The following is a 20,139-nucleotide window of genomic DNA, read 5'->3' as shown; positions in this document are numbered from 1 at the left end:
AGCCAGGTGCTAATTGCAACCGATTATCAATAGCGCATCAGCGCGCGGGATAGCGCAGCCGCCCGAGGAAGCGCGTAACGCTGAAGCGGTCGCGGTCGGAATTGAGCCATTTCGCCTTGGTCTTCTCGAACCGCATCACCCCGTCGATCCTTCTGTCGAGGAAGGCGCGGGTCTCGGCCTTGCCCTCGCTCTCGTCATCCAAAAAGACCGCCAGCGTCGCGCCGTAAATCGAACCGAGCGTGGCGCGCTTGGTATAGTGGTTGTAATCGGTCGCGGTGTCGCCCGCTAGCCGCCACATGACGTCGGCGCTGTGCCAGCCGGTGCGCAGCGCGCTGGCGACATTCTTCGGCATTGCCATGATCGCCATCGCGCGGCGCAGAGCCTCATCGCGCCCCGCTACGGCATCCAGACGGAACTGGATCAGGCTGCGGATCCGCTCGCGGATCTTCATCTGCGCCAGCGTCGCGGGCGGCAACGCATCGGCCATCGCCGCATCGATCGTCTCGATCCAGGCGCCGATCATGTCCATCGCATCGCCCTTGTAGGCCAGCCGCGCGACATCGGCATCCACGCCAGCCTGTTGCGCAGCCATGGCGAGCGCGGTGTCGGTCCAACCGTCGAAGGCCGCCGCATCGGCGAGGAGCGGCGCGAGATGCAGCCGCAATTCGTCGAGCGTCATCTCATTGGGGTCTGCGGCCGGATGGGGAGCGTTGCTGGCCATGATCAGAGACTTGGCCCGTAGGATTCCTGCGCGCCGTCCGCGCTACGATCCTTGTCGGCCTGCGCGATGGCATCCATGATCTGGGTACCGCCGACGATCAGCGCCGCATAATCGCGCGCCGAACGACCTGAGTTGTCGTTGCGGTCGGGATTGGCGCCCTTGTCGAGCAGCAAGCGGATCATGGCGACATCGCGGCGGTGGATCGCGGAAATCAGCGGGGTCTCGCCCGCGGCATTGCTCTGGTCTACCCGCGCGCCCGCTTCGAGCAGCGCTTCGACGCCCTCGAGAAAGCCAAGGTTCGACGCGATCTGCAACGGGGTGACACCCTTCTTGTCGGCAATGTCGGGATTGGTACCCTTGCTGGCGAGAAAGCGGATCCAGGTCAGATCGCGGCGCTCCACCACGATATGCATCGCCGTGCGCCCGCTGGTGATGTCGCGCGAATTGGCGATCACCGTACCCGGCTGGTTGAGCATCTCGGTCACGGTCTCGCCCTCGCGCTCGGCAACCGCTTTAAGGAACTGATAGCCCTCGGAGAAATTCTGCGCCACCAACGGCCCTGCCAGCAGCGCTCCGGCGAGCGCAACAGCCAATCCGTATCTCGTTCCGACCCGCAGCTTCACCTCACAACCTCGCATGTTTTTCGCATTTGCATCGGGCAAAGCCCTTGTGCCGCCAGCGTTAGCAGAGCATGAATTGCAACGCTATGGCCCACCGCAAAGCGTTGTCGCTCGCCCTCCCCGCCCCGCTGCTCCTGCTCGCCGCCCTGACTGGCTGCGATTCCGCGGGTGCGCCCGTAGATGCAGGCGATCCGCCGCTCAAGGGCGCGGCGATTGGCGCCCCCTTCGAACTGACCGGCGAGACCGGCGATACGGTGCGCTGGAGCGATTTCGACGGCCAGTACCGAATCCTGTATTTCGGGTATGCGTATTGCCCCGACATCTGCCCGACCGATGTCCAGCGCGCCATGGCCGGGTTGAAGCGCTTCGAGGGCGACAGCCCCGAGCGCGGTGCAAAGGTTCAACCGCTTTTCATCAGCGTCGATCCCGAACGCGATACGCCCGAGGTTCTGCGCGAATTCACCGACAGCTTCCACCCGCGGCTGATCGGCATGACCGGCGAAACCGAAGTGCTCAAGCAGGTCGCCAGCGATTTCGGCACGACCTTTTCCAAAGGCGAGGAGCAGCCCGGCGGCGGCTATCTGATGGATCATCTGGGCTACACCTATCTGTTCGGCCCAGCGGGCGAGCCGCTGGCCATCCTGCCGACCGATCTGGGGCCCGAGGCGGTGGCCGAGGAGCTGGACAAATGGGTGCGCTGAGGGAGCGCTTCTGGGAGCGCCCGTTGGCCGAGCTCAGCCGACCCGAATGGGAGGCCCTGTGCGACGGGTGCGGGCGCTGCTGCCTGCACAAGATGGAGGACGAGGACACCGGCCGGATCGAGGAGACCAATGTCGCCTGTCGCCTGCTCGACTGCGCCAGCGCGACCTGTCGCGACTATCCCAACCGCAAGAGCTTCGTGCCCGACTGCCTGCGGCTGACGCTCAAGATCGTCGACAACGTGCCATGGCTGCCATCCACCTGCGCCTATCGCCGCCGCGCCGAGGGCCGCCCGCTGCCCGACTGGCATTACCTGCTCTCGGGTGATCGGGAGGCGGTAGTCCGTGCGGGCGTTTCGGTCGCCGGTCGCGTGGTCAGCGAAATCGATGCGGGCCCACTCGAACACCATGTGGTCGAATGGGACGATGAGGGCGGTGGCCGCTGGGACGACGCGGCATGATCGAGTGGCTGCGCGACGATTACCACCGCCCCGCCAAGCCCTCTGTGGTTCATACGATCGAATTGTCGGGCCGGACCCTGCCCATCGCGCTCAATCGCCATCCGCGCGCCACACGCCTGACGCTGCGGCTCGCACCCGATGGCAGCGCGGTGCGCATTACCCTGCCACGCTGGTGCCGCAGCGCTGATGCGGTGGCCTTTGCTGCAATCCGCCGCGAATGGCTGGAGGCGCAGCTCGCCAAGGTGCCCCAAGCGGCAGACCCGGTCGCGCGCGGCACGATCCGCTATCGCGGCGACGAGCTCGCGATCCGTTGGGACGAGGGTGCGCCACGTAAGCCGGCGCAGGAGGAGCGCGCGATCCGGCTCGGCGGCCCGCGCGACACGCTGCCACACCGGCTGCATCGCTGGCTCGAGGCCGAGGCGGTACGGCTGATGCGTGCGGACCTCGCGCATTACTGCGCCCGCGCCGGACTCTCAGCGCCCGATCTGCGACTGACCCGCGCGCAGCGGCGCTGGGGCAGCTGCTCGAGCAAGGGCGTGGTGCGGGTCAATTGGCGGCTCGTGCAGGCGCCCGACGCGATCCGCCGTTCGGTGGTGGCGCACGAGACCGCGCATCTCGTCCATTTCGACCACAGCCCGGGCTTTCACGGTCTGCTGCGCGAAATCTACGAGGACGATCTCACCGCTGCCGACGGCTGGCTGAGAGCGCATGGTCGTGGGCTCTACGCCGATTTCGGGTAGTGCCTCCAGCCACAGCCACAGCCTGACCACAGTCGGCTGGTAACTTCGCGCGAGACCCCCTATCTTCAGCACCATGCGGATCAAATCGCGTCTCAACCCGGTCGGCGGCCTCCAGGATCTCTGGAGCGAATTCAAACGCCCAAACCCCTATCGCTGGCCGATTCTGGCGGCATCGCTGTTGAGCACTTTTACCCTGATGTTCTGGGTGACGCAGGAACAGGTGATCGGCCCGCCGGCACGTCCCCAGGTCTCAATTATCTCCACCTTCGCCGAAGGGCGCAGCGAGGCCGAGATCATCGCCTCGAACCTGGAGAACCAGCGGCTCAAGGAACAATGGGAAGCGCGGCGCGCGGCGCGCGAGGCCGAGATACAGGACATGTACCGCACGCTGGGACGCGCGACCGGTATCGATGTCGATGCGATGGAGCGCCAGATCGCCGAAGACCGGGCGCGCGAGGAGCCCGAGCGCCTCCGCATGCTCGAACAGGCAGGCATCCCGATCGACGCACAGACCGATACTCAGGCGGGCACCGCAATTGACGCTGCAGCCGAGTGACGCGCGCTGGCTGACGGCCGCCGCGCGACTGGCGCTGCGCGGACGCCCTTCGAGCCGGCCCAACCCTGCAGTCGGAGCGATCCTCGTAAAGGACGGTATCGTCGTCGGACGCGGCTGGACCCGTCCGGGTGGTCGGCCCCACGCGGAAGCGATCGCATTGGCCGAAGCCGGCACCGCGGCGCATGGCGCCACCGCCTATGTCACGCTCGAACCCTGCGCCCACCTCTCGGATCGCGGACCAGCCTGTGCCGATCTGCTGGCGGAAGCGGGTGTCGCGCGGGTGGTCATCGGCTGCGAAGATCCCGATCCGCGCACTGCGGGAAGCGGGCTCACCCGGCTGCGCGATGCCGGTATCGCAGAGGAATTGGTCGAATTGGCCGCTGTTCGCGACAGCCTGGCAGGCTATTTGACCCGCGCCCGGTTTGGCCGCCCCCATGTCACACTCAAGCTGGCGCTGTCGCTCGATGGAAAGATCGCGCTGCCCTCGGGTGAGAGCCGTTGGATTACCGGAGAGGCGGCGCGCGCGCATGTCCATTCGCGCCGCGCGCTGGCCGATGCCATTCTGGTCGGCGGCGGCACCTGGCGCGCAGACCGACCCCGGCTCGATGTCCGCCTGCGCGGTCTCGAAGGCCGCAGTCCCGAGCCGGTCGTGCTGACCTCACGCGCCATCGAGGGGGTGCGGACGATCGCTACGCCGCAGGACATCGCTGTGCTCCCCGGCACGCAATATCTCTATGTGGAAGGCGGCGGTAAGACCGCTGCTTCCTTTCTGGCTGCCGATCTGGTCGACCGGCTCGATATCTATCGCGCCCCGATCATTGTCGGCGAAGGCATCACCGCGATTGATGACATCGGTCTGGCCGATCTCGCCGAGGCGCACAGCCGCTGGGCATTGGTCGAACGTCGCCGGCTCGGTCAGGACAGCTATGAAGGCTTTGCGCGGAGGTATTAGGTTCGACCTTGCCTGCGCTTGGCAGCACGGGCAGCTAAGCTTACCAGCGCGATCGAGCTCTGCCTCCCCCTCCAGGGACAAGCAGCGGCAAATATGCAATCGAAGCGCCAGATGGCGCGAGGAGACACGACCATGTTCACCGGAATTGTCACCGCCATCGGCACGATTACCAGCGTCGAGGATCGGGCCGACAGGCGGGTGACGGTCAGCTGCCCCTTCGACCCCGAGACCATCGATATCGGTGCCTCGATCGCCTGTTCGGGCGTCTGCCTGACTGTGGTCGAACGCGGCGGAAAGGCGGGAGACGCCTGGTTCGCAGTCGATGTATCGGGAGAAACCGTGTCGCGCAGCGTTCCGAACATGTGGCAGGAAGGGCGGCGGCTCAACCTCGAACCCGCGCTCCGGCTTGGCGACGAACTCGGCGGCCATATGGTCACCGGCCATGTCGACACCTCCGGCACCGTCCAGCTGGCAAAAGTCGACGGCGGTTCGACCCGGCTGGCTATTCGCGCCCGCGCCGAATTCGCCGCCTTCATCGCGCCCAAGGGATCGATCACGTTGGACGGGGTCTCGCTGACCGTTAACGATGTCCGCGACCGGCCCGATGGCAGCTGCGATTTCGCGCTTAACATCATTCCTCACACGGCAGAGGTCACCACGCTGGGATCGCTTTCCGAGGGTGATGCGGTTAATCTCGAGATCGATGTTCTGGCGCGCTATCTCAAGCGGATGCAGAGCCTGCAGAATTAGCCTCGGCAGGAATTGAGCCGGATTCCGGCGGCGCGGATCAGCGTTGCGTCACATCCGCCAGCGCAGCGATGAACTTGCCGATATTGCCGTCATGCAGTCCCGCAATGTTGATCCGGCCCGAGCCGGCCATGTAGATCGCGTGTTCATCGCGCAATGCGGCGATCTGGTCCCGGTTGAGCGGTAACACGGCGAACAGCCCGTTCTGCTCGGTCAGCGCGGCCAGATTCAGACCGGGCGCATCGCCATCGGCGGCAGCGAGCTTGCGCCGAACATCGCGCATCCGTCCGCGCATGCCGTCCAATTCGCTGCGCCATTCCTTCGTCAGATCGGGGTCTCGCAGCGCGATCCGCACCGCCGCTCCGCCATGGTCGGGCGGCATCGACCAGGTCGCTCGCGCCAATGCATTGGCGTTGGACAGGATCGTGTCGAGCGAACCGCCATCCTGCGCCATGACATAGAAGGCACCCACGCGGTCGCGATAGAGGCCGAAATTCTTGTCGCAGCTGTAGGCGATCAGCGCCTCGGGCACGGCGGCGAGCACGCTGCGTACCCCGGCGACATCCTCGTCCAGCCCGCGGCCAAGCCCCTGATAGGCGATGTCCAGCAGCGGTAGCACGCCATTGCGCTCCAGCGCCTCGGCGATGACAGCCCAATCCTCGGGCGCGTAGTCGATCCCGGTGGGATTGTGACAGCAGCCGTGGAGCAGCACCAGATCGCCCGGAGCAGCGCCATCGATGGCTGCAATCAGCGCGGCGAGATTGGCGCTGCCATCGGGATTGGCGTGTTCGAATGAGACCACGTCCATCCCCAGATCCTCGAGGATTTGCGCGTGGTTGGGCCAGCTCGGCAGGCCCAGGTGGACGCGGGCCGCGCCGGCGCGCTGCGCAAGCGCCAGCGCGAGGCGGACCGCACCGGTGCCCCCTGGGGTCTGCATTCCGGAAATGCGGCCATCCATGGTCGCATTCTTGCCGAAGACATAGGGCATCAGCGCCTGAACGAAGCCCATGTCGCCTTCGGGGCCGAGATAGCTCTTGGAATCCTGCTGCTCGAGCAGCCTGGTCTCCGCCCCCTTGATGGCGGAGAACACCGGCGTCGCACCTTCGCCGGTGCGATAGACCCCGACGCCGAGGTCGATCTTGTCCTCGCGCTCGTCGTCGGCGTGCATCTTGATCAGCGCTAGCAGCGCATCGGCGGGTTGGGACTGGAGCTTTTCGAGCATGGCGCGTCCATGCCGGTAGCAATGGAACGCGGCAACAGGAAAACGCCTGCCACCGGTCCAGCGTTCTATCGCTCGGGCAAGCCCGCCCTGTCGTCGGCAGCGATCAGAAGGGTAGCCAGCGCTGTTCCTTGGAGAACTTCATATATCCGGCGTTGATGCCCAGCCGCAGCCCCGCACCGACCCGGATCGGGATCAGCACCACATCGCCCTTGCGCATATAGGAGGCGGTCATGCCCCCGACCGCATAGAGCTGGCCTTCGCCCGCTGGATAGCGCTCGTACAATTCCTCGCTGTCGTAGAGGTTATAGACCAGCACGAAGGTGCTGCCGGCATTCGCGCCCGCGTCGAAACCGATCGAGGGACCGGTCCAGTAGACGGGCCGTTCGCCCTCGACCTTGTGATAGAGCGTGCCCGAACCATAGCGCGCGCCGACGATGAATGCGCCGCTCGCCTCGCGTCCGACGATATAGGCATTGGGTTCGCCCTGGTCGGCCAGCAGCCGGCGGATCAGGGTGGCGACTTCCTTGGCACCATCGCCGAACACACCCTGCGCGGCACCGATAAGATCGTCTTCGCGATAGGTTTGCTCGGCTTCGGCAACCACCGGCGGGATAGCATTGTTGCTCGCAGCGGGGCTCGAGTCATAACTGCCGACCGCGGCGCCCGGCCGAGAGGGTTCGCTCCAGGCGGGCGCAACGTTCGGATCGACGCCGACGGTCGGGCCGGCCGTATAGGTTTCAGCGGGGGCGGCTGGTTGCGGATCGGCATAGACCGACTGGTCGCCCGGTGCCTCTACCAGATCGCCATCGATGGGGTATTGCAGCGCTTCGTTCGGATCGACCGACTCGAGCTGCGCGGAAAGCGGGCTGGCGAACAATCCGAGCGCCGCGGCGGCAGCCACGAAGGATACGTTGAAACGGCGAGCAAGGCTGGCGGGTCTGGTCATGATGCGCCCCTCCCTGCGGGCATAGATCGGCATTCGACAAGAACCCTCCAATTGCTGACCGGCAATGAGTGAGCGATGAACCGAATCCAAAACGGGCCGAAGCGAATCGTTTTGGTCCTGGGAGCGCTAATCGGGCGCCCCGGTGCCAAGCCCCTTGAAGGCGGGCAAAGCTCTGGCTATAGCGCGCGCCTCGCGGTCGTGATGCGTCCGTTGCGGAGACGTGGGTGAGTGGCTGAAACCAGTTCCCTGCTAAGGAACCATACCCCAACCGGGTATCGAGGGTTCGAATCCCTCCGTCTCCGCCACTTTCCCATTTTCTTTTCGAGTTGAGACTTCGGCGCGGCGCACCACTAGGCGGTTCTAGTCGCCGATAATCACGAACGGTGCCCAGACTGCCGGATGCGAGGCGTCGGGCAGTCCGCTGCCCCCGTCGATCAGCGTGAGCTGTGCCTTGCGCAGGGCTTCTGCCCGCGTGAGGCCCAAGCGTGCTCCCTTGACGGTTTCGACGCTGAGCCTCGCCGAGGCATCGTCTCGCACGCGCCAATGCGACAGCATCAACGCATCCGTGCCCGAGCCGAGGAAGGCGTTGGCAAGGCCCGTATAGGCGGGCGCGGTGTCATGGCGTCCCGCGGCGCTGTTGCAGGCCGACAGGATCACGAACCGGGCAGCAAAATCCAGCGCCGCAATCTCGCTCGCCTGGAGCAAGCCGTCATTCGCGGTATCGCCCGCGTCCGCTGGAGGGGTGAGCACCAGCGCCGGCTCGCGCAGGCCGCCGATCTCGCCGCCCATCAACCCGTGCGTGGCAAACAGGACGGTTTCATGCGCGGCGGCGCTTTCCTCGCGGACCCTGCGTTCCGATGCGGCGCCGCCGGTCAGCACCACGCTGCGTTCGGCACCGAACGCCGCCGCGACTTCGGCCACTTCCCCGGCCGTTGCCGGAAGCGCGGGCAGATTGCGGACATCGTCGACCGAAACACTTCCCGAGCGATAGAGCTGGGCGGGATCGATCTGCGCGCCCTGGGCGCCGGCCAGGGCAGGCGCGCCGATCCCCAGAAAGCTGGCATCCGCAGCGGAATCGTCGCGTGCTGCGAAGGCCGCCGAGGGTGTCAGCGCGATGGAGAAGGCGAACTTGCGGGCAAGCCAGTCCATAGCCGCATAATCCGCAGTCTCGCCCTCGGGAAGCGAAGGCAGCAGCAGGGCGAAGGGCAGCCGCGAAAGCGCGTCGCTGGTCACGATCGCAACGCGCGTCTGGCCGTCGAGAGCCTTCTCGACCGCAGGCGGCATCACGATGTCGTGCAGGTGCGCCGATGCCGCCACGGGGAACGCCTCCCCGGTGCGACCGGGCCCGTCCAACGCATCGCGCAATTGCGCCACCAGCGCGCGAACAGCGGGCCTTCCCTCTGCGCTCTCTCCCATCGCGACCTGGTCGCGCGTGATCGCCATGCTGAAGGTGCGATGGCGGGCGGGCATGGCGATCAGCAGGGCCTCGCCCTCCTGCAGCCTGCTCTGGATGGACTGTACGGTGATCGCCTCGGGCTGCAGCCAGCGAGCGAAATCGGGCCGGATCGAAGCCAGTCCCTTTTTCGCAGCGGCCATTTCGGCTTCGAGGGTCTCGATCCGGGAACGGCGGTCCTCGGCGTCTGCAGTGCGGTTGGCCCCCAGCATCGCGGCGCGTTCGCGATTGAGCACCCGCAGCTGTTCTGTCCCGCGCCTCAGCATGTCGATGCGCGCAACGGCATCCGGATCGTCGCCGACGCTCTGGCGTAGCGCAAGATATTGGCGCGCTCGCGCGTTGACGCCCCAGCTCGCCAGTTCGAACGCCTTGAGCGCATCGTCGGGCTGGCCTGCCACGATCGCCGCCTCGGCCACCTGCATGATCGTTTCATAATAGCTGGGCAGGTCGGCGCCGAGATCGAACTGGTCGGCAGCGCGGACCATGTCGGCCGTCAAGCGTTGCGTGCCGTCCTCGACCCGCTGCCAGCCGGCATCGACCGCGCCCGTGCGGATCGCAAGCAGACCGCGGCGGATCTCGATATCGGGATCGGAGGTCTCCTCGCCCGGTGCCCTAAGGCGCGCGGCGACCTTGTCGAGGCCGGCCAGCGCTTCTGCATAATTGCCCGCTTCCTCCTGACGATAGGTCAGGGCGAGCAGGCCGTTGATGGCCTTCTGATCCTCGGGCGGGCGCGTTGCGGCGACTGCGGCGGCTTGCAGGGCCAGCTCCATCGCCTGCCCATCCCGGCCCGCCTCATGAGCGGCGTTGGAGGCCGAAGCCAGGGAGTTGATCTGCTCGCCCGAATCGATCTCCCCGAGCTTGGCCTGGCGGGCCAGCATCAATTCGATGGCTTCGTCATAACGGCCCAATCGCGCCGCTATGACCCCGAGATTGTGCAAGGCGGCCATGGTGTTGGGGTGATCGGGCCCCAGCTTCTCGCTCATGATGTCGAGCGCTTCGCGGGCGGGCGAAGCGGCTTCTTCGTATCGGTCGGCTTCTAGCAACACCTTGGCGAGCGTCCCTTGCGCAAACCCCATGAAGGGGTGACCTTCGGGAAGCAGCTCGGTCGCCTTGGTCACGCCCTCCTGCGCCAGCGTCAAGGCCTCGCCCAGGCGACCCGCATCGACGAGCATGTTCGCGCCGCTCGACATCGCGACGAACAGCGTCGCATCGGTCAACTGGCCCTGGATCAACCCGTCGATCGAAGGCAGGACGTAGTCCGCCGCCTCGCCGAAACGCCCCGCTTCGTAGAGCGCGTGGGCATAGTTCAGATATCCGAGCCCGAGCGCCTTTGCAGCGGGGGGCTCCAGCCCCGACGGATCGGTGCCGTACAGCGCGGTCCGAATGGCGAGCGAGCGCTCCTGTAGCGGCAGCTGCAATTCGGGATTGCCGGTCGCTCCATGGAACACCGCGGCGTTAGCCAGCGCTTCCGCCATCGCCTCGCCATCGGTCTCGCCCGCGTCCTCGAGCAGTGTCTTCGCCTCGAGCGCCGCTTCGAGCGCGCCCGCCATGTTCTGCTGGTAGTAGCGCGACTCCCCCATGCGGTTGAGCGCCAGGGCCTGTTCGGCGGCCGGTCCGCCGGCTTCCCGCACCACCTCGAGATAGAGGGCCCAGGCCTCTTCCGCCTCGGCCGCCTGCGCCAGCGGATCTATTGCCTCGGCAGCGGCCTTGGCGGCGGCCGGATCGTCGATCGCGATAGGAGCGACCGTGTCTTGTGCGAACGCCGGTGTCGTACCCGCCCACGCCATGGCAATGGAAAGAGTAACAATAGAAGCAATAGTCCGCATCGAGCCCCCCCCGGCATTACGCGACACTGCAACTGTGGATGCTCTGCCATTTGCTGACAAGAGAGTTCTCAGCATCCGACCGCCTATTGAAGAGCTTTACCTGATCTGGACCGTATCTCTGACTCACATCAAGCAGTGCCTTCCCTCCAATCGGAGCTGGTGCCGGTGAATGGCTATTTTTGGAAGGTGACCAGCCCACCCAGCATAGCTTCGGCGCCGGCGCGAAGCAGGGGGATCTGCGAGGCGGATGCGGTAATGGCTTGGACAGAGGTTTGCCCGGCCAGTCCCGGCATCGTGGCGGGAACATCCCAGCGATCCCAGTCTATTGGGGCAGTCATCGCGAAGCCGGGAAGGGATTGCGCAGGATTCCCCGGATTGGAAATCGCCGACGCGGGGGTGACACTGTCGCGGACCAAGCCGATTGCTGGCTCGATGCCGAGATAGGGATTGTAATTGTACTGCGCCTCGCCGGTGAACAGCGCGGCGCCGGCGATGGATTCGCCCTGGAAGCCGGTCCGGGGCACCAGATCGACGACATAGCTGACGGCGAGCTGCTTGCCCGCGACGTCGCCGAGCGATCCATTGGCGCGCAGCACGCCGTCGAGACCGGTATCGGTGCTGCCGGTGTCGGTGGCGAAGCTGAAGAAGCCGCCCCGTCCCGCCGCCGATGCCTCGCTGAAACCGATTTCCTTGCTCGGAGCAGCGGCCCCGCCGGTAGTGGCGAAGCTGTAGGTGAACCCGTTGGTGCCGGTGAAGACGATGGTGCCGTCGATCCCGAGCTTTGGTGCGGAGCCGTATTCGATCGCCATCTTGGCATTGAAGGTTCCCGGCGCCGCCCGGCCGCTGCCCAGCGTCGGCTGGGTGGCATGCGTCAGCGTGTATTCCACCCGCCCCGACGTGATCGAGATGGGATCGGTCAGCCCGCGGGCGACGAAATAGTGCAGGCCCTGGTTTTCATTCAGCGTGTTGAACCCGTTGGGCCCGCCGCGGCCATCGACGATCCGCCCGTTCGACCAGCGACCGATGATCAGATTGGCACCGCCCGCTATGTCCAGATTCTCCGCGTCGCCGCGATCAATCACGGCCGCGCCGTTGCTTGCCTCGATCCGCGCCAGTCCGCCCGAGGTTTCGACTATATGGATATTGGGCGTCACGCCGAAGTTCGAACCGCCGAATCGCGGGGTGCTCACCTGCACCGGGATAACGAAACCGGCTTGCGTCAGCGTGAAGGCGATCGCGACATTGGAATTGGCCGCGCTGGCATCGAACCCGCCCGCATAATTGGCCGCCGGTGGAGGTGGCGGGGGAGGCGGGGGAGGTGGCGGCGGCGGGGTGCCGAGGCCCGCCAGCGCAGTCCCCCCGGTGCCGAAGATCGCGCTGCCGAGGATGTAGTTCTCGAAGGTCTGGCCGCTTGCCCGCCACAGCGAATACTGGAACCCGGCAAAGGGCGCCCCGTCTCCGAACAGCGCTCCCGAGACGCTGGCGCCGCAATCGGGGGTGCAGGTCAGCAGCGGGCCGGCGTCGAACTGCAGGGTCTGGGTGTTGAGCGGCGGATCGCCGAATGCAGGGTTGGCCGAGCCGCCCGGGGTGCTGACAGCGAAGCTCCGGTCCCCGCTGGTGACCGAGAAATCGAACCCGATCGCCGGGATCGTGCCAAATCTGACCGCCAGATCGCCGGTGAAATATCCGGTCGAGCCGCGCGCCGCAACGATATCGGTGGGTGCGGTGCCGCCGACCAGCTGGTAGCGCACGACCCCGCCCGACGGCAGATTGATCGCCGGGGCGCCAGCGATGATATGCGTGCTCGCATTGGCATAGGAGCCCGTTACCGGATCGTTCTGCGCGTTCTGATAGCGGGTCCAGGCGACATCGTCGCCAAACCGACCCGATTCGACCAATTGCTGGGTCGCAGGGTCGAAGACAAAATTGTTGTTGGTCCCAGCGCGGCTCGCACTGGTGATTTGACCGTTCGGCTCAATCGCGACATCGGCGCGGGAGCGGCTCAACTGCTGGTTGTTGCGTCCCACCACAAAGATTGCATTGGCGAGTTGCGGGCTGCTCGATCCGCCGGTGGCGATTGCCGGCAGTCCGTCGAACGCATCGGGATCGCCGCCACCCGCCAGATAGGAGCCAAAATTGGCAAGGAAGGTCGCGATCGACGTGGCGAAATAATCGTCCAGCCCACCACTGTTGCGCAAGGCCTCGATATAGGATTCGATCTGGATCCGGCTGAGCGCGGTGTAGGCGCTTGGATTGCCGCCGCCGGCGAGGAAGGCGTAATAGGCCTGCAAGGCTGCCGCATAGTCGGCATAGGCGGGAAGACCGGCGAAGCCCGCCGGGTCGCCGCCGCCCGATACATAGGCGTAGTAATCGGCGAAGAAGGCATTGAGCGAGCCGTAGGCAGCGAGGCCGCCGGCATTGCTCAGCGCCGCAAGGTAGCGGTTCAGGGCCTGCTGATCGAGCGCGGTGTAGTCGCCCGGAAGACCCCCTTCGGCGAGGAAGGCGTAATAGGCATTTAACGCCTGGACGTAGCCCGCATAGACCGGCAGGCCGCTGAAGGCATCGGGTGCACCGCCCGCGTCGATGAAGGCGAAATATTGTGTTAGCAGGGTGCCATTGGCTCCCAGCAGGTCCGTCAGCCGACCCGAGCTTTCAAGCGCCTTGAGATAGGTCGCAAGCGCTGACAGGTCCTGCGCCGAATAGCCGCTGGGCAGCCCGCCACCGGCAAGGAACGCGGCGTAGGCGTTGAGCGCATCGGCGAAGGCGGGGAAGTCGGGCGGAACCGGCAGGCCGGCGAAATTGTCCGGATTGCCGCCTTCGGACAGAAAGCTGAAATAGGCAGTGTAGAACTCCGCCCGATCGGCGAGAAAGCGGCTGCTGACTCCGGCCCTGGCGAGCGCGGCCAGATAGTTGCGGATGCTCTCTTGGCTCAGTTCGGTATAGGTCGAAGGGACGCCGCCAGCGGCGAGATAGGCGTAATAGGCATCCAGCGCCTGCGCATAGCCGGCAAAGATATTGGCATTCAGGCCGGCGAAGCTGTCGATTTGCCCGCCATTGTCGACGAAGGCGAGATAGTCAGTGAAGAAACCGGCCCGGTCGCCGAGGAAACGCACAAGCGCCCCGGCCTGTGCCAGCTGCGAGAGGTAGGCGCGCAACCGGGTGACATCGCCGCCGGCATATTGCGACGGCAAGCCGCCACCCGAAAGGAAGGCGAAATAGGCGTTCAGCTCCGTGGTGTAGCCGGCGAAAATATTCGCGTTCAGCCTGGCGAAACTGTCGATTTGCCCGCCGTTGTCGACGAAGGCGAGGTAGTCGGCGAAGAACCCGGCCCGGTCGCCGAGGAAACGCTCGAGCGCCCCGGCCTGTGCCAGTCGCGCGAGATAGGTGCGCAGTTGGTAGACATCGCCGCCCGCATAGTCCGACGGCAAGCCGCCACCCGAAAGGAAGGCGAAATAGGCGCTCAGCTCCGAGGTGTAGCCGGCATAAATGTTCGCGGGGAGGGCAGCGTAGCCATCGACCGCGCCACCGCCGCGCAGGAAAGCGAGATAGTCGGCAAAGAAGGTCGCCCGCTCGCCTAGAACGGTCTGCAGCAGTCCCGTATCCGTCAGCGTCTGCAGATAGATCTGCAGGGTCGCCTGATCGATCGCGCCATAGGCACTGGGCAGCCGCCCGCTCGCCAGAAAAGCGAAATAGTCGCCGAGCGCGGTCTGATACTGGCTTGCGAAGGCCAGCCCGCCGTTCTGCAGATAGGCGGCAAGCAAGGCCTGATCCGTGGCGGTGAGCTGTTGCGACAGACCGCTTTCGACGAGGAACGCGATCGACTGGCGCAGCGCGTCCTGGCTGGCGGCGGTGAAATCGGCGGGAGCATTGCCGGCGCGGACGAAGGCGAAGAAGGCTTCGGTCAGATCGGTGAAGGAGCCCGCGAAACCGTCGGGATTTCCGCCGCCCGCGATGAAGGCCAGATAGGCCTGCGCCAGCACCCGGTCGCGCGCGGCCAGATCGCCGAAGCCGCGGGTGCGCTGGACGAAGGCCAGATAGGCATCGATATCGGTCGTGCTGGCACTCGCGAAACCCGACGGCAGGCCCCCGGCGCGCAACAGATCGAAATAACTCAGCAAGAAGCCCGAATAGGATGTCAGGAAGTCCGCGCCGGAGCCGCCCTGCGCCAGAAAGCGCAGATAGCTGCGGATGATGTCCGCCTGGGCTCCGGCAAAGGGCGTTCCGCCGAAACTGGATTGAAGGCCACCCGATGCTGCGATCAACAGCGCCAGATCGCCGCTCGGGAAGGTCTCGATCGCCGGATTGGCTGCTGCGAGTTCCACGCTCCGTCCGGCGGCGATGATGTCGCTCGAGGCGCCGGCTGCCGCCAGCGCATCGCCCAGCGTGACGGGAATGCCGTTCAAGGCTGCGCCAGCCGGTCCGGCCTCGCCGCCAAGCGCCGCGACCTCGCCGGATGTCGAGTCACCGCCTTTGCCATCGGGCTGGCTCTGCGCGCCGATCGACACGACCAGTTGCGGCCGGTCGCCCGAGCGCGCCCGCCACATTTCCCCCGTACCGAATTGTCGCAGATTGTTTGCCGGGCCGACCCGGATGGCGCCGGTCAGCGCGTGGCCGCGCGCCTCGCCATCCTCGGCGACCGAGAAGCTGCCCGAGGAGCCGCGACCTGCCACCCGTCCTTCGAGCCCTTCGGGCATGCGGACCACGACTTCGCGCCCCTCGGCCCCGGCGACGGTGACCGCGCCGCCATAAAGGTCGATCGAGCCATCGCTGTTGATCGTGAAATCGGCGCCATCCACGAAAGATGCCACCCCACCGCCGGTCAGGCTCACCTGCAACAACCCCTGGATCCGGTTCATCCGCTTGCCTTCCTCGAAGGCGGCTTCGGACTGACTGAACAGCACTTCATTGGCCAGCGACGGTGTCGCCAGCGCCAGTCCGGACGCGCCGACCAGCAGGGTGGAAGCGATCCGCAGGCCGGTCTTAGGCGCGGAGAAAGGTGTGATGGTGATTCTCATGACTGAGGGACTCCCGGCTGCTGGTCAGAATTCGAAGCGCACGCCGACCGAGACGGTCCAGCGTTCGTAATCGTAAAGGGCGATGTTGCTCCAATTGCGGGCGTAGCTGGCGCGCGGCTGGAGAAAGAGGCGGTCCATCAGGGCAATCTTGAGCCCGGCCTGGAGGTCGAGCCGTTCGTCTGCCCGTTCGGTCAGGAACAGCGGATCGGTCTGATCGTAGCGGCGCAGATCGAAGGCTGCCCCGGCGACCACCGCGACGCGCGGGGTAACCGGCAGTTCCGCACCGACATTGGCGGAAACGAAGCCATTGGATTGCGCATCGCCGGCGGGAGCGCGGGTCTCTTCCTTGCCGCCTGTCAGGTTGGCGGCATAATTGCGCGCGATGTAGCCGATCCCGGCAGCGAAGCGGTCGGCATCGCGCAGCGGGTCGGCGTCGTATTCGAGCCGATTCCATTGGGTCGAGAAGGTCAGCGCGCGGCCTTGCGGCAGCGCCTTCGTGTATTGCCCGATCACGCCATAGGAGGTGCGAAAGCCCCGGTCGTCGAGCCAGAACTCCTGCAGTTGGCCCGAGAGCGAGATAACATCGCGATTGGCGAAACTGTGCGCCACGCCGACGGTGCCGGTCAGCGCCGCCTGGTCGAAGGCGCTGCTGTCGAAATTGTCGCGCCAATTGCCCAGCACCGATGCGAAAACGCGCTCCTGCCGTCCAATCGCGACGACGCCCGAGACACCGGCGGAGAGCTCGTAAAACTCATCCGCTTGCGCGATTGCGCCGGCCCCCAGGCGACCCGGGCCCAGGAAACTGAACAGCGGGATCGTGATGGTGTTCAGATCGGTGGCGGCGTTGATGTTGTCGTCATAGCCGACCCGGGCATCGACGAAGCCGCTGATGTCGGACCCCCCACCTGCGATCTGACGGTCGAACTGGCGCACGAAGCCGGTGAAGCGCTGGCGCACCGGATCGGGCAGGCCGGGATCGTCGACCACGGTGGCGAATTGCTCGCGCGCAGTTTCGACATCCCCGGCCAGCGCATAGGCGCGCGCCAGCTCGGCTCGCGCGGCGGCGTTGCCCGGTTCGATCGCCAAGACCCGCTGGAAGGCGATGATCGCCTCGCCATAACGCCCCGCGTCGTTCGCCGCGATTCCCAGCGCATAGTCGAAGGCTGGATCGCCCGCCCGCGTCGCGACCTGATCCGCCAGCGAGCGATAGCGCTCCTCCGCCTGCGCTGTGGTCGTCTGGCTCGCATCATCCTGCGCCAGCGCCGGAGCTCCGCCAGCGGCGAGCAGGATCGCAATGCAGATCGATAGACGACGATGTGAATACGTTCTGCGTCTGACTCGCTGATGCATTTCCCGGCCCCTCAAGAATGACACTTGTTTCCGGGAGGGGAGGTAGGGGGGACGGATGGCACAGTCGTTTTACAAGCGCTGACAGGCCAATGACAGATGCTGTCATGCGCTTTGTCTTGGCGCACGCCACGCAATGCCGGATCGGCGCCGCCCGGGCTGCGCGGATTTCAAGTGAGGCGCGGAACCGGACGGCTATTCGAAGGCGAGATAATACTCGACCGGCGCGCGTCCGGGGTTTTCCAGTTCGATCCGGTGCCGCTGGGTGAAGAGCGGCAGCCAGCGGCAACTGGCGCTCGATGCGACCTGCGAGCACACGCTCTTGCTGCTCCCGTCGAAGACCCGCATCCCCAGCGCCTGCTCGCCGCGCGAGGATATCGCCACACGCGCCGACTCTCCTCCCAGGAAGGTCTGCTCCATGGTCATCACCTGACCGGGCGCGAGGCGTCCCGAGCGATAGGCAGGGCCCAATGTGCGACCGCGCATCGGGATGCGCTGGTCCTCGACCGCAACGCGCCATCGCTCCAGATCGGCAATGTCGGCGTCGGTGCCGGGGCGGGCTCCCAGCGCTTCGATGGCGTCCACGGCGGCGAGCAGCTCGATCTGGTCACCAGACTGCTCGGCGCTGTCCGCAGCGCGGAGCGCGACCAGCAGGCGTTCGGCTCTCGTCTGGGTGAACGGCGTGGCGCTATCGACGCGCGCGACGGGCGCTTCCGCCGGCACGGATGCGCAGGCACCCAGGCTGGCGCAAAACGCGAACATCAAGACCTGGCGAGTGGCGGTCATGGCTGGTCCCGATCGATCCGAAACGCTGCACCGGTCCCGGCATCCAGAACCCTTATGCCCAGGCCGTGACGTTCGGCAATGGCCCTCGCCAGGGCAAGGCCCAACCCGCTACCCGCGCAATGCGAGCCATTGGTCGCGCCGCGGTAGAAGCGCTCGAACACCCGCTCGCGTTCTGCCGGCGGGATCCCCGGTCCGTCATCGGCGACGGTGAGGACCGGGCCGGGATCGAGCGTCAGATGCACGTTCCCGCCAGCGGGGACGTATTTAAATGCATTGTCGAGCAGGTTCGTCACCAGCCGGGTCAGCTGCGCCTCTTCGCCAGCGATCTCTACGCCGGGCTCCACCCGCCAGGCGAATTCGTGACCCGATTCCTCGGCGCTGCCCGCGTAAAGTTCACAAATCCTCGTGACCATCGCGGTGAGATCGACATCCTTCAGCCCGAGCCGATCGCCGCGCCTCGCCCTGCTCGCGGCGATGTCCAGCAGCGATTCGAGCGTGCCCACGAGCCGGCGGATTTCGTCGCGGGATTCGATCAGCCGCTGCGCGACCTCCTCGCCCGGGTGCGCATCAAGCGCCCTCACCAGGCGGCGATCGAGGTGCATCAGTGGGGTGCGTATCTCATGCGCGAGCTGATCCGAGGTGTCGCGATAGGCCTCCATCAGCCGGCCCATTCGCGACAGCGCGGCGGCGCTATGCGCGGCCAGTTCGTCGATCTCGTCCTTCCCGCCCGGCCGTTCGATGGCGGCGAGCCGATCCAGGGCAGGATCGCGGAAGGCCGCGTTGATCCGCTCGATCCGCTGCTGCAGCCGTCCGGCAGCCAGTCGCCCGAACAGCCCCACCAGCAGCACGAAGATCGCGCCGCCGGCAAGGAACACCAGCGCAATCCGCCGCAGCAGCGGGCCGTGATCGCCCGTTTCGCGCGCCACCAGCAAGCGCAGGTCCGGAGCCAGCCAGGTCGCCCTTCCATAGGCATGCGTGCTTTCGCCCAGGGGAAACTCGCCCGCTTCGGATATCGCGGCATCGAGCCGCGGCCATTGCGCGATATCGCCCGCCAGCCGTCGACCGGTGCGGTCCGAAAGCAGGTAATGCGGATGGTTGCCGTCCGCCGGGACCAGCGCCAGCCGGTCGGCGATCCGCCGTTTGAGCTCCTCCTGCCCGCTGCTGGCATAGATATCGACCAGCCCTGCCAGATCGACATCGACCTCGTCTCGCGCCGAGGCTTCCAGCGTGGAGCGCACGGTCTGGTCAGTGAGCAACCACAGGCCGAACACCAGCGCCAGCGACAGACCGATGGCCAGCCAGACGAGGCGTGAGAATATCGAGCGTCGCTTGTCGGTCATCAGGTTCCGTGCAGCAGCCGATAGCCCGAACCCCAGATCGTCTCCAGCGCCGGGGTTTCGAAACTCTCTTCGAGTTTTCGTCGCAGGCGTCCGATGTTGACATCGACCACATTGGTCTGCGGATCAAAGGACATGCCCCAGACATCGCGCAGCAGCATCTCGCGGGTCACGATCTCGCCGGCATTCTCCATGAAATAGCGGAACAGTTCGAATTCGCGCGGGCTAAGCGAGAGGTGCCGGTTCTGGCGAAAGGCGGTGCGGGCCTTAACGTGGCATTCGAACGCCCCGTAGAGGATCACCGCGCTGTGCTCCCGCCCCGAGGAACGACGATGCAGCGCCTTAATGCGAGCGAGCAGTTCGGGAGCTTCGAAGGGCTTGGCGAGATAATCGTCTGCGCCCGCCTCTAGTCCCTCTGCCCGGTCGCTGGTGCGGCCCAGCGCGGACAACATCAGCACCGGGGTGCCGACTCCGCTTTCGCGCAGCCTTTTGACGATTGTGAGCCCGTCGAGATCGCCGAGCATCCGGTCGAGAATGATGACATCGAAGCGTTCCATCCCGGCGCGAAGCAGCCCTCCGCTACCCGAGCTTTCCCACACGATCCGGTCGCCGCGCTCGGCGGCCAACTCCTGCACCTCCGCCGCCGCCCGTTGGTCGTCCTCGACGTAGAGGATGTTCATGGCCTGGTTCGATTCCATCGCGCAATTCCCCC

At 66.0% G+C, this 20,139-nt stretch carries 16 protein-coding genes and 1 tRNA gene; 7 read left to right on the top strand and 10 right to left on the bottom strand.

All coding sequences use genetic code 11. The features are described from left to right. Nucleotides 1-37 precede the first annotated feature (37 nt). Both ACWIKC_RS01830 and ACWIKC_RS01825 read right to left on the bottom strand, forming a co-directional pair. Nucleotides 38-721: a COQ9 family protein gene (locus ACWIKC_RS01830; RefSeq protein WP_454598439.1), complete on the bottom strand. Its 684-nt coding sequence runs from the start codon at nucleotides 719-721 to the stop codon at nucleotides 38-40. 2 nt (nucleotides 722-723) lie between these two features. Beyond that, on the bottom strand, nucleotides 724-1,314 hold the full coding sequence (locus ACWIKC_RS01825) for an ankyrin repeat domain-containing protein (protein ID WP_454598438.1): 591 nt from the start codon (nucleotides 1,312-1,314) through the stop codon (nucleotides 724-726). 113 nt (nucleotides 1,315-1,427) lie between these two features. On the opposite strand from ACWIKC_RS01825, the gene ACWIKC_RS01820 reads away from it, so the two are divergent. The 6 genes from ACWIKC_RS01820 (at nucleotide 1,428) to ACWIKC_RS01795 (ending at nucleotide 5,498) form a co-directional block, all read left to right on the top strand. Further along, nucleotides 1,428-2,042, top strand: coding sequence for an SCO family protein (locus tag ACWIKC_RS01820; RefSeq protein ID WP_454598437.1), 615 nt, complete (start codon nucleotides 1,428-1,430; stop codon nucleotides 2,040-2,042). Further along, on the top strand, nucleotides 2,030-2,500 hold the full coding sequence (locus tag ACWIKC_RS01815) for a YcgN family cysteine cluster protein (RefSeq protein ID WP_454598436.1): 471 nt from the start codon (nucleotides 2,030-2,032) through the stop codon (nucleotides 2,498-2,500). The genes ACWIKC_RS01820 and ACWIKC_RS01815 overlap by 13 nt, the downstream gene beginning before the upstream one ends. After that, nucleotides 2,497-3,240: a M48 family metallopeptidase gene (locus tag ACWIKC_RS01810; protein WP_454598435.1), complete on the top strand. Its 744-nt coding sequence runs from the start codon at nucleotides 2,497-2,499 to the stop codon at nucleotides 3,238-3,240. The genes ACWIKC_RS01815 and ACWIKC_RS01810 overlap by 4 nt, the downstream gene beginning before the upstream one ends. 73 nt (nucleotides 3,241-3,313) lie before the next feature. After that, nucleotides 3,314-3,796 (top strand): hypothetical protein, encoded by a 483-nt coding sequence (locus ACWIKC_RS01805; RefSeq protein WP_454598434.1) that lies wholly within the window; start codon nucleotides 3,314-3,316, stop codon nucleotides 3,794-3,796. Further along, the gene (ribD, locus tag ACWIKC_RS01800) at nucleotides 3,777-4,748 is read left to right on the top strand and encodes a bifunctional diaminohydroxyphosphoribosylaminopyrimidine deaminase/5-amino-6-(5-phosphoribosylamino)uracil reductase RibD (RefSeq protein ID WP_454598433.1); all 972 of its coding nucleotides are present in this window, start codon (nucleotides 3,777-3,779) and stop codon (nucleotides 4,746-4,748) included. Before ACWIKC_RS01805 ends, ribD begins: the two co-directional genes overlap by 20 nt. A gap of 132 nt (nucleotides 4,749-4,880) precedes the next feature. Then, on the top strand, nucleotides 4,881-5,498 hold the full coding sequence (locus tag ACWIKC_RS01795) for a riboflavin synthase (protein WP_454598432.1): 618 nt from the start codon (nucleotides 4,881-4,883) through the stop codon (nucleotides 5,496-5,498). A 37-nt stretch (nucleotides 5,499-5,535) separates the two neighbouring features. Here ACWIKC_RS01795 and ACWIKC_RS01790 read toward each other — a convergent pair whose 3' ends face one another. Both ACWIKC_RS01790 and ACWIKC_RS01785 read right to left on the bottom strand, forming a co-directional pair. Then, nucleotides 5,536-6,717, bottom strand: coding sequence for an amino acid aminotransferase (locus ACWIKC_RS01790; RefSeq protein WP_454598431.1), 1,182 nt, complete (start codon nucleotides 6,715-6,717; stop codon nucleotides 5,536-5,538). 103 nt (nucleotides 6,718-6,820) lie between these two features. Then, the gene (locus ACWIKC_RS01785; protein WP_454598430.1) at nucleotides 6,821-7,663 is read right to left on the bottom strand and encodes a DUF1134 domain-containing protein; all 843 of its coding nucleotides are present in this window, start codon (nucleotides 7,661-7,663) and stop codon (nucleotides 6,821-6,823) included. Between the two features lie 214 nt (nucleotides 7,664-7,877). Between ACWIKC_RS01785 and ACWIKC_RS01780 the strand changes: the two genes are divergently transcribed. After that, nucleotides 7,878-7,968, top strand: a tRNA-Ser gene (locus ACWIKC_RS01780). Nucleotides 7,969-8,023: 55 nt separating this feature from the next. Here the strand turns inward: ACWIKC_RS01780 and ACWIKC_RS01775 are convergent. From ACWIKC_RS01775 to ACWIKC_RS01750, 6 genes are all read right to left on the bottom strand, one after another. After that, nucleotides 8,024-10,903 (bottom strand): CHAT domain-containing protein, encoded by a 2,880-nt coding sequence (locus tag ACWIKC_RS01775; RefSeq protein ID WP_454598429.1) that lies wholly within the window; start codon nucleotides 10,901-10,903, stop codon nucleotides 8,024-8,026. 212 nt (nucleotides 10,904-11,115) lie between these two features. Then, nucleotides 11,116-15,957, bottom strand: coding sequence for a hypothetical protein (locus ACWIKC_RS01770; RefSeq protein ID WP_454598428.1), 4,842 nt, complete (start codon nucleotides 15,955-15,957; stop codon nucleotides 11,116-11,118). 24 nt (nucleotides 15,958-15,981) lie between these two features. Next, complete coding sequence (locus ACWIKC_RS01765; protein ID WP_454598427.1) at nucleotides 15,982-17,307, bottom strand: tetratricopeptide repeat protein; 1,326 nt, start codon at nucleotides 17,305-17,307, stop codon at nucleotides 15,982-15,984. 192 nt (nucleotides 17,308-17,499) lie between these two features. Then, the gene (locus ACWIKC_RS01760; RefSeq protein WP_454598426.1) at nucleotides 17,500-18,090 is read right to left on the bottom strand and encodes a hypothetical protein; all 591 of its coding nucleotides are present in this window, start codon (nucleotides 18,088-18,090) and stop codon (nucleotides 17,500-17,502) included. After that, nucleotides 18,087-19,430, bottom strand: coding sequence for a sensor histidine kinase (locus ACWIKC_RS01755; protein WP_454598425.1), 1,344 nt, complete (start codon nucleotides 19,428-19,430; stop codon nucleotides 18,087-18,089). The genes ACWIKC_RS01760 and ACWIKC_RS01755 overlap by 4 nt, the downstream gene beginning before the upstream one ends. After that, the gene (locus tag ACWIKC_RS01750; protein ID WP_454598424.1) at nucleotides 19,430-20,125 is read right to left on the bottom strand and encodes a response regulator transcription factor; all 696 of its coding nucleotides are present in this window, start codon (nucleotides 20,123-20,125) and stop codon (nucleotides 19,430-19,432) included. Before ACWIKC_RS01750 ends, ACWIKC_RS01755 begins: the two co-directional genes overlap by 1 nt. Nucleotides 20,126-20,139 lie beyond the last annotated feature (14 nt).

The organism is Qipengyuania sp. SM2507 (genome assembly GCF_053714505.1).
Note: the sequence above shows the minus strand (reverse complement) of the source record. Positions and strands in the feature narration are given on the sequence as shown.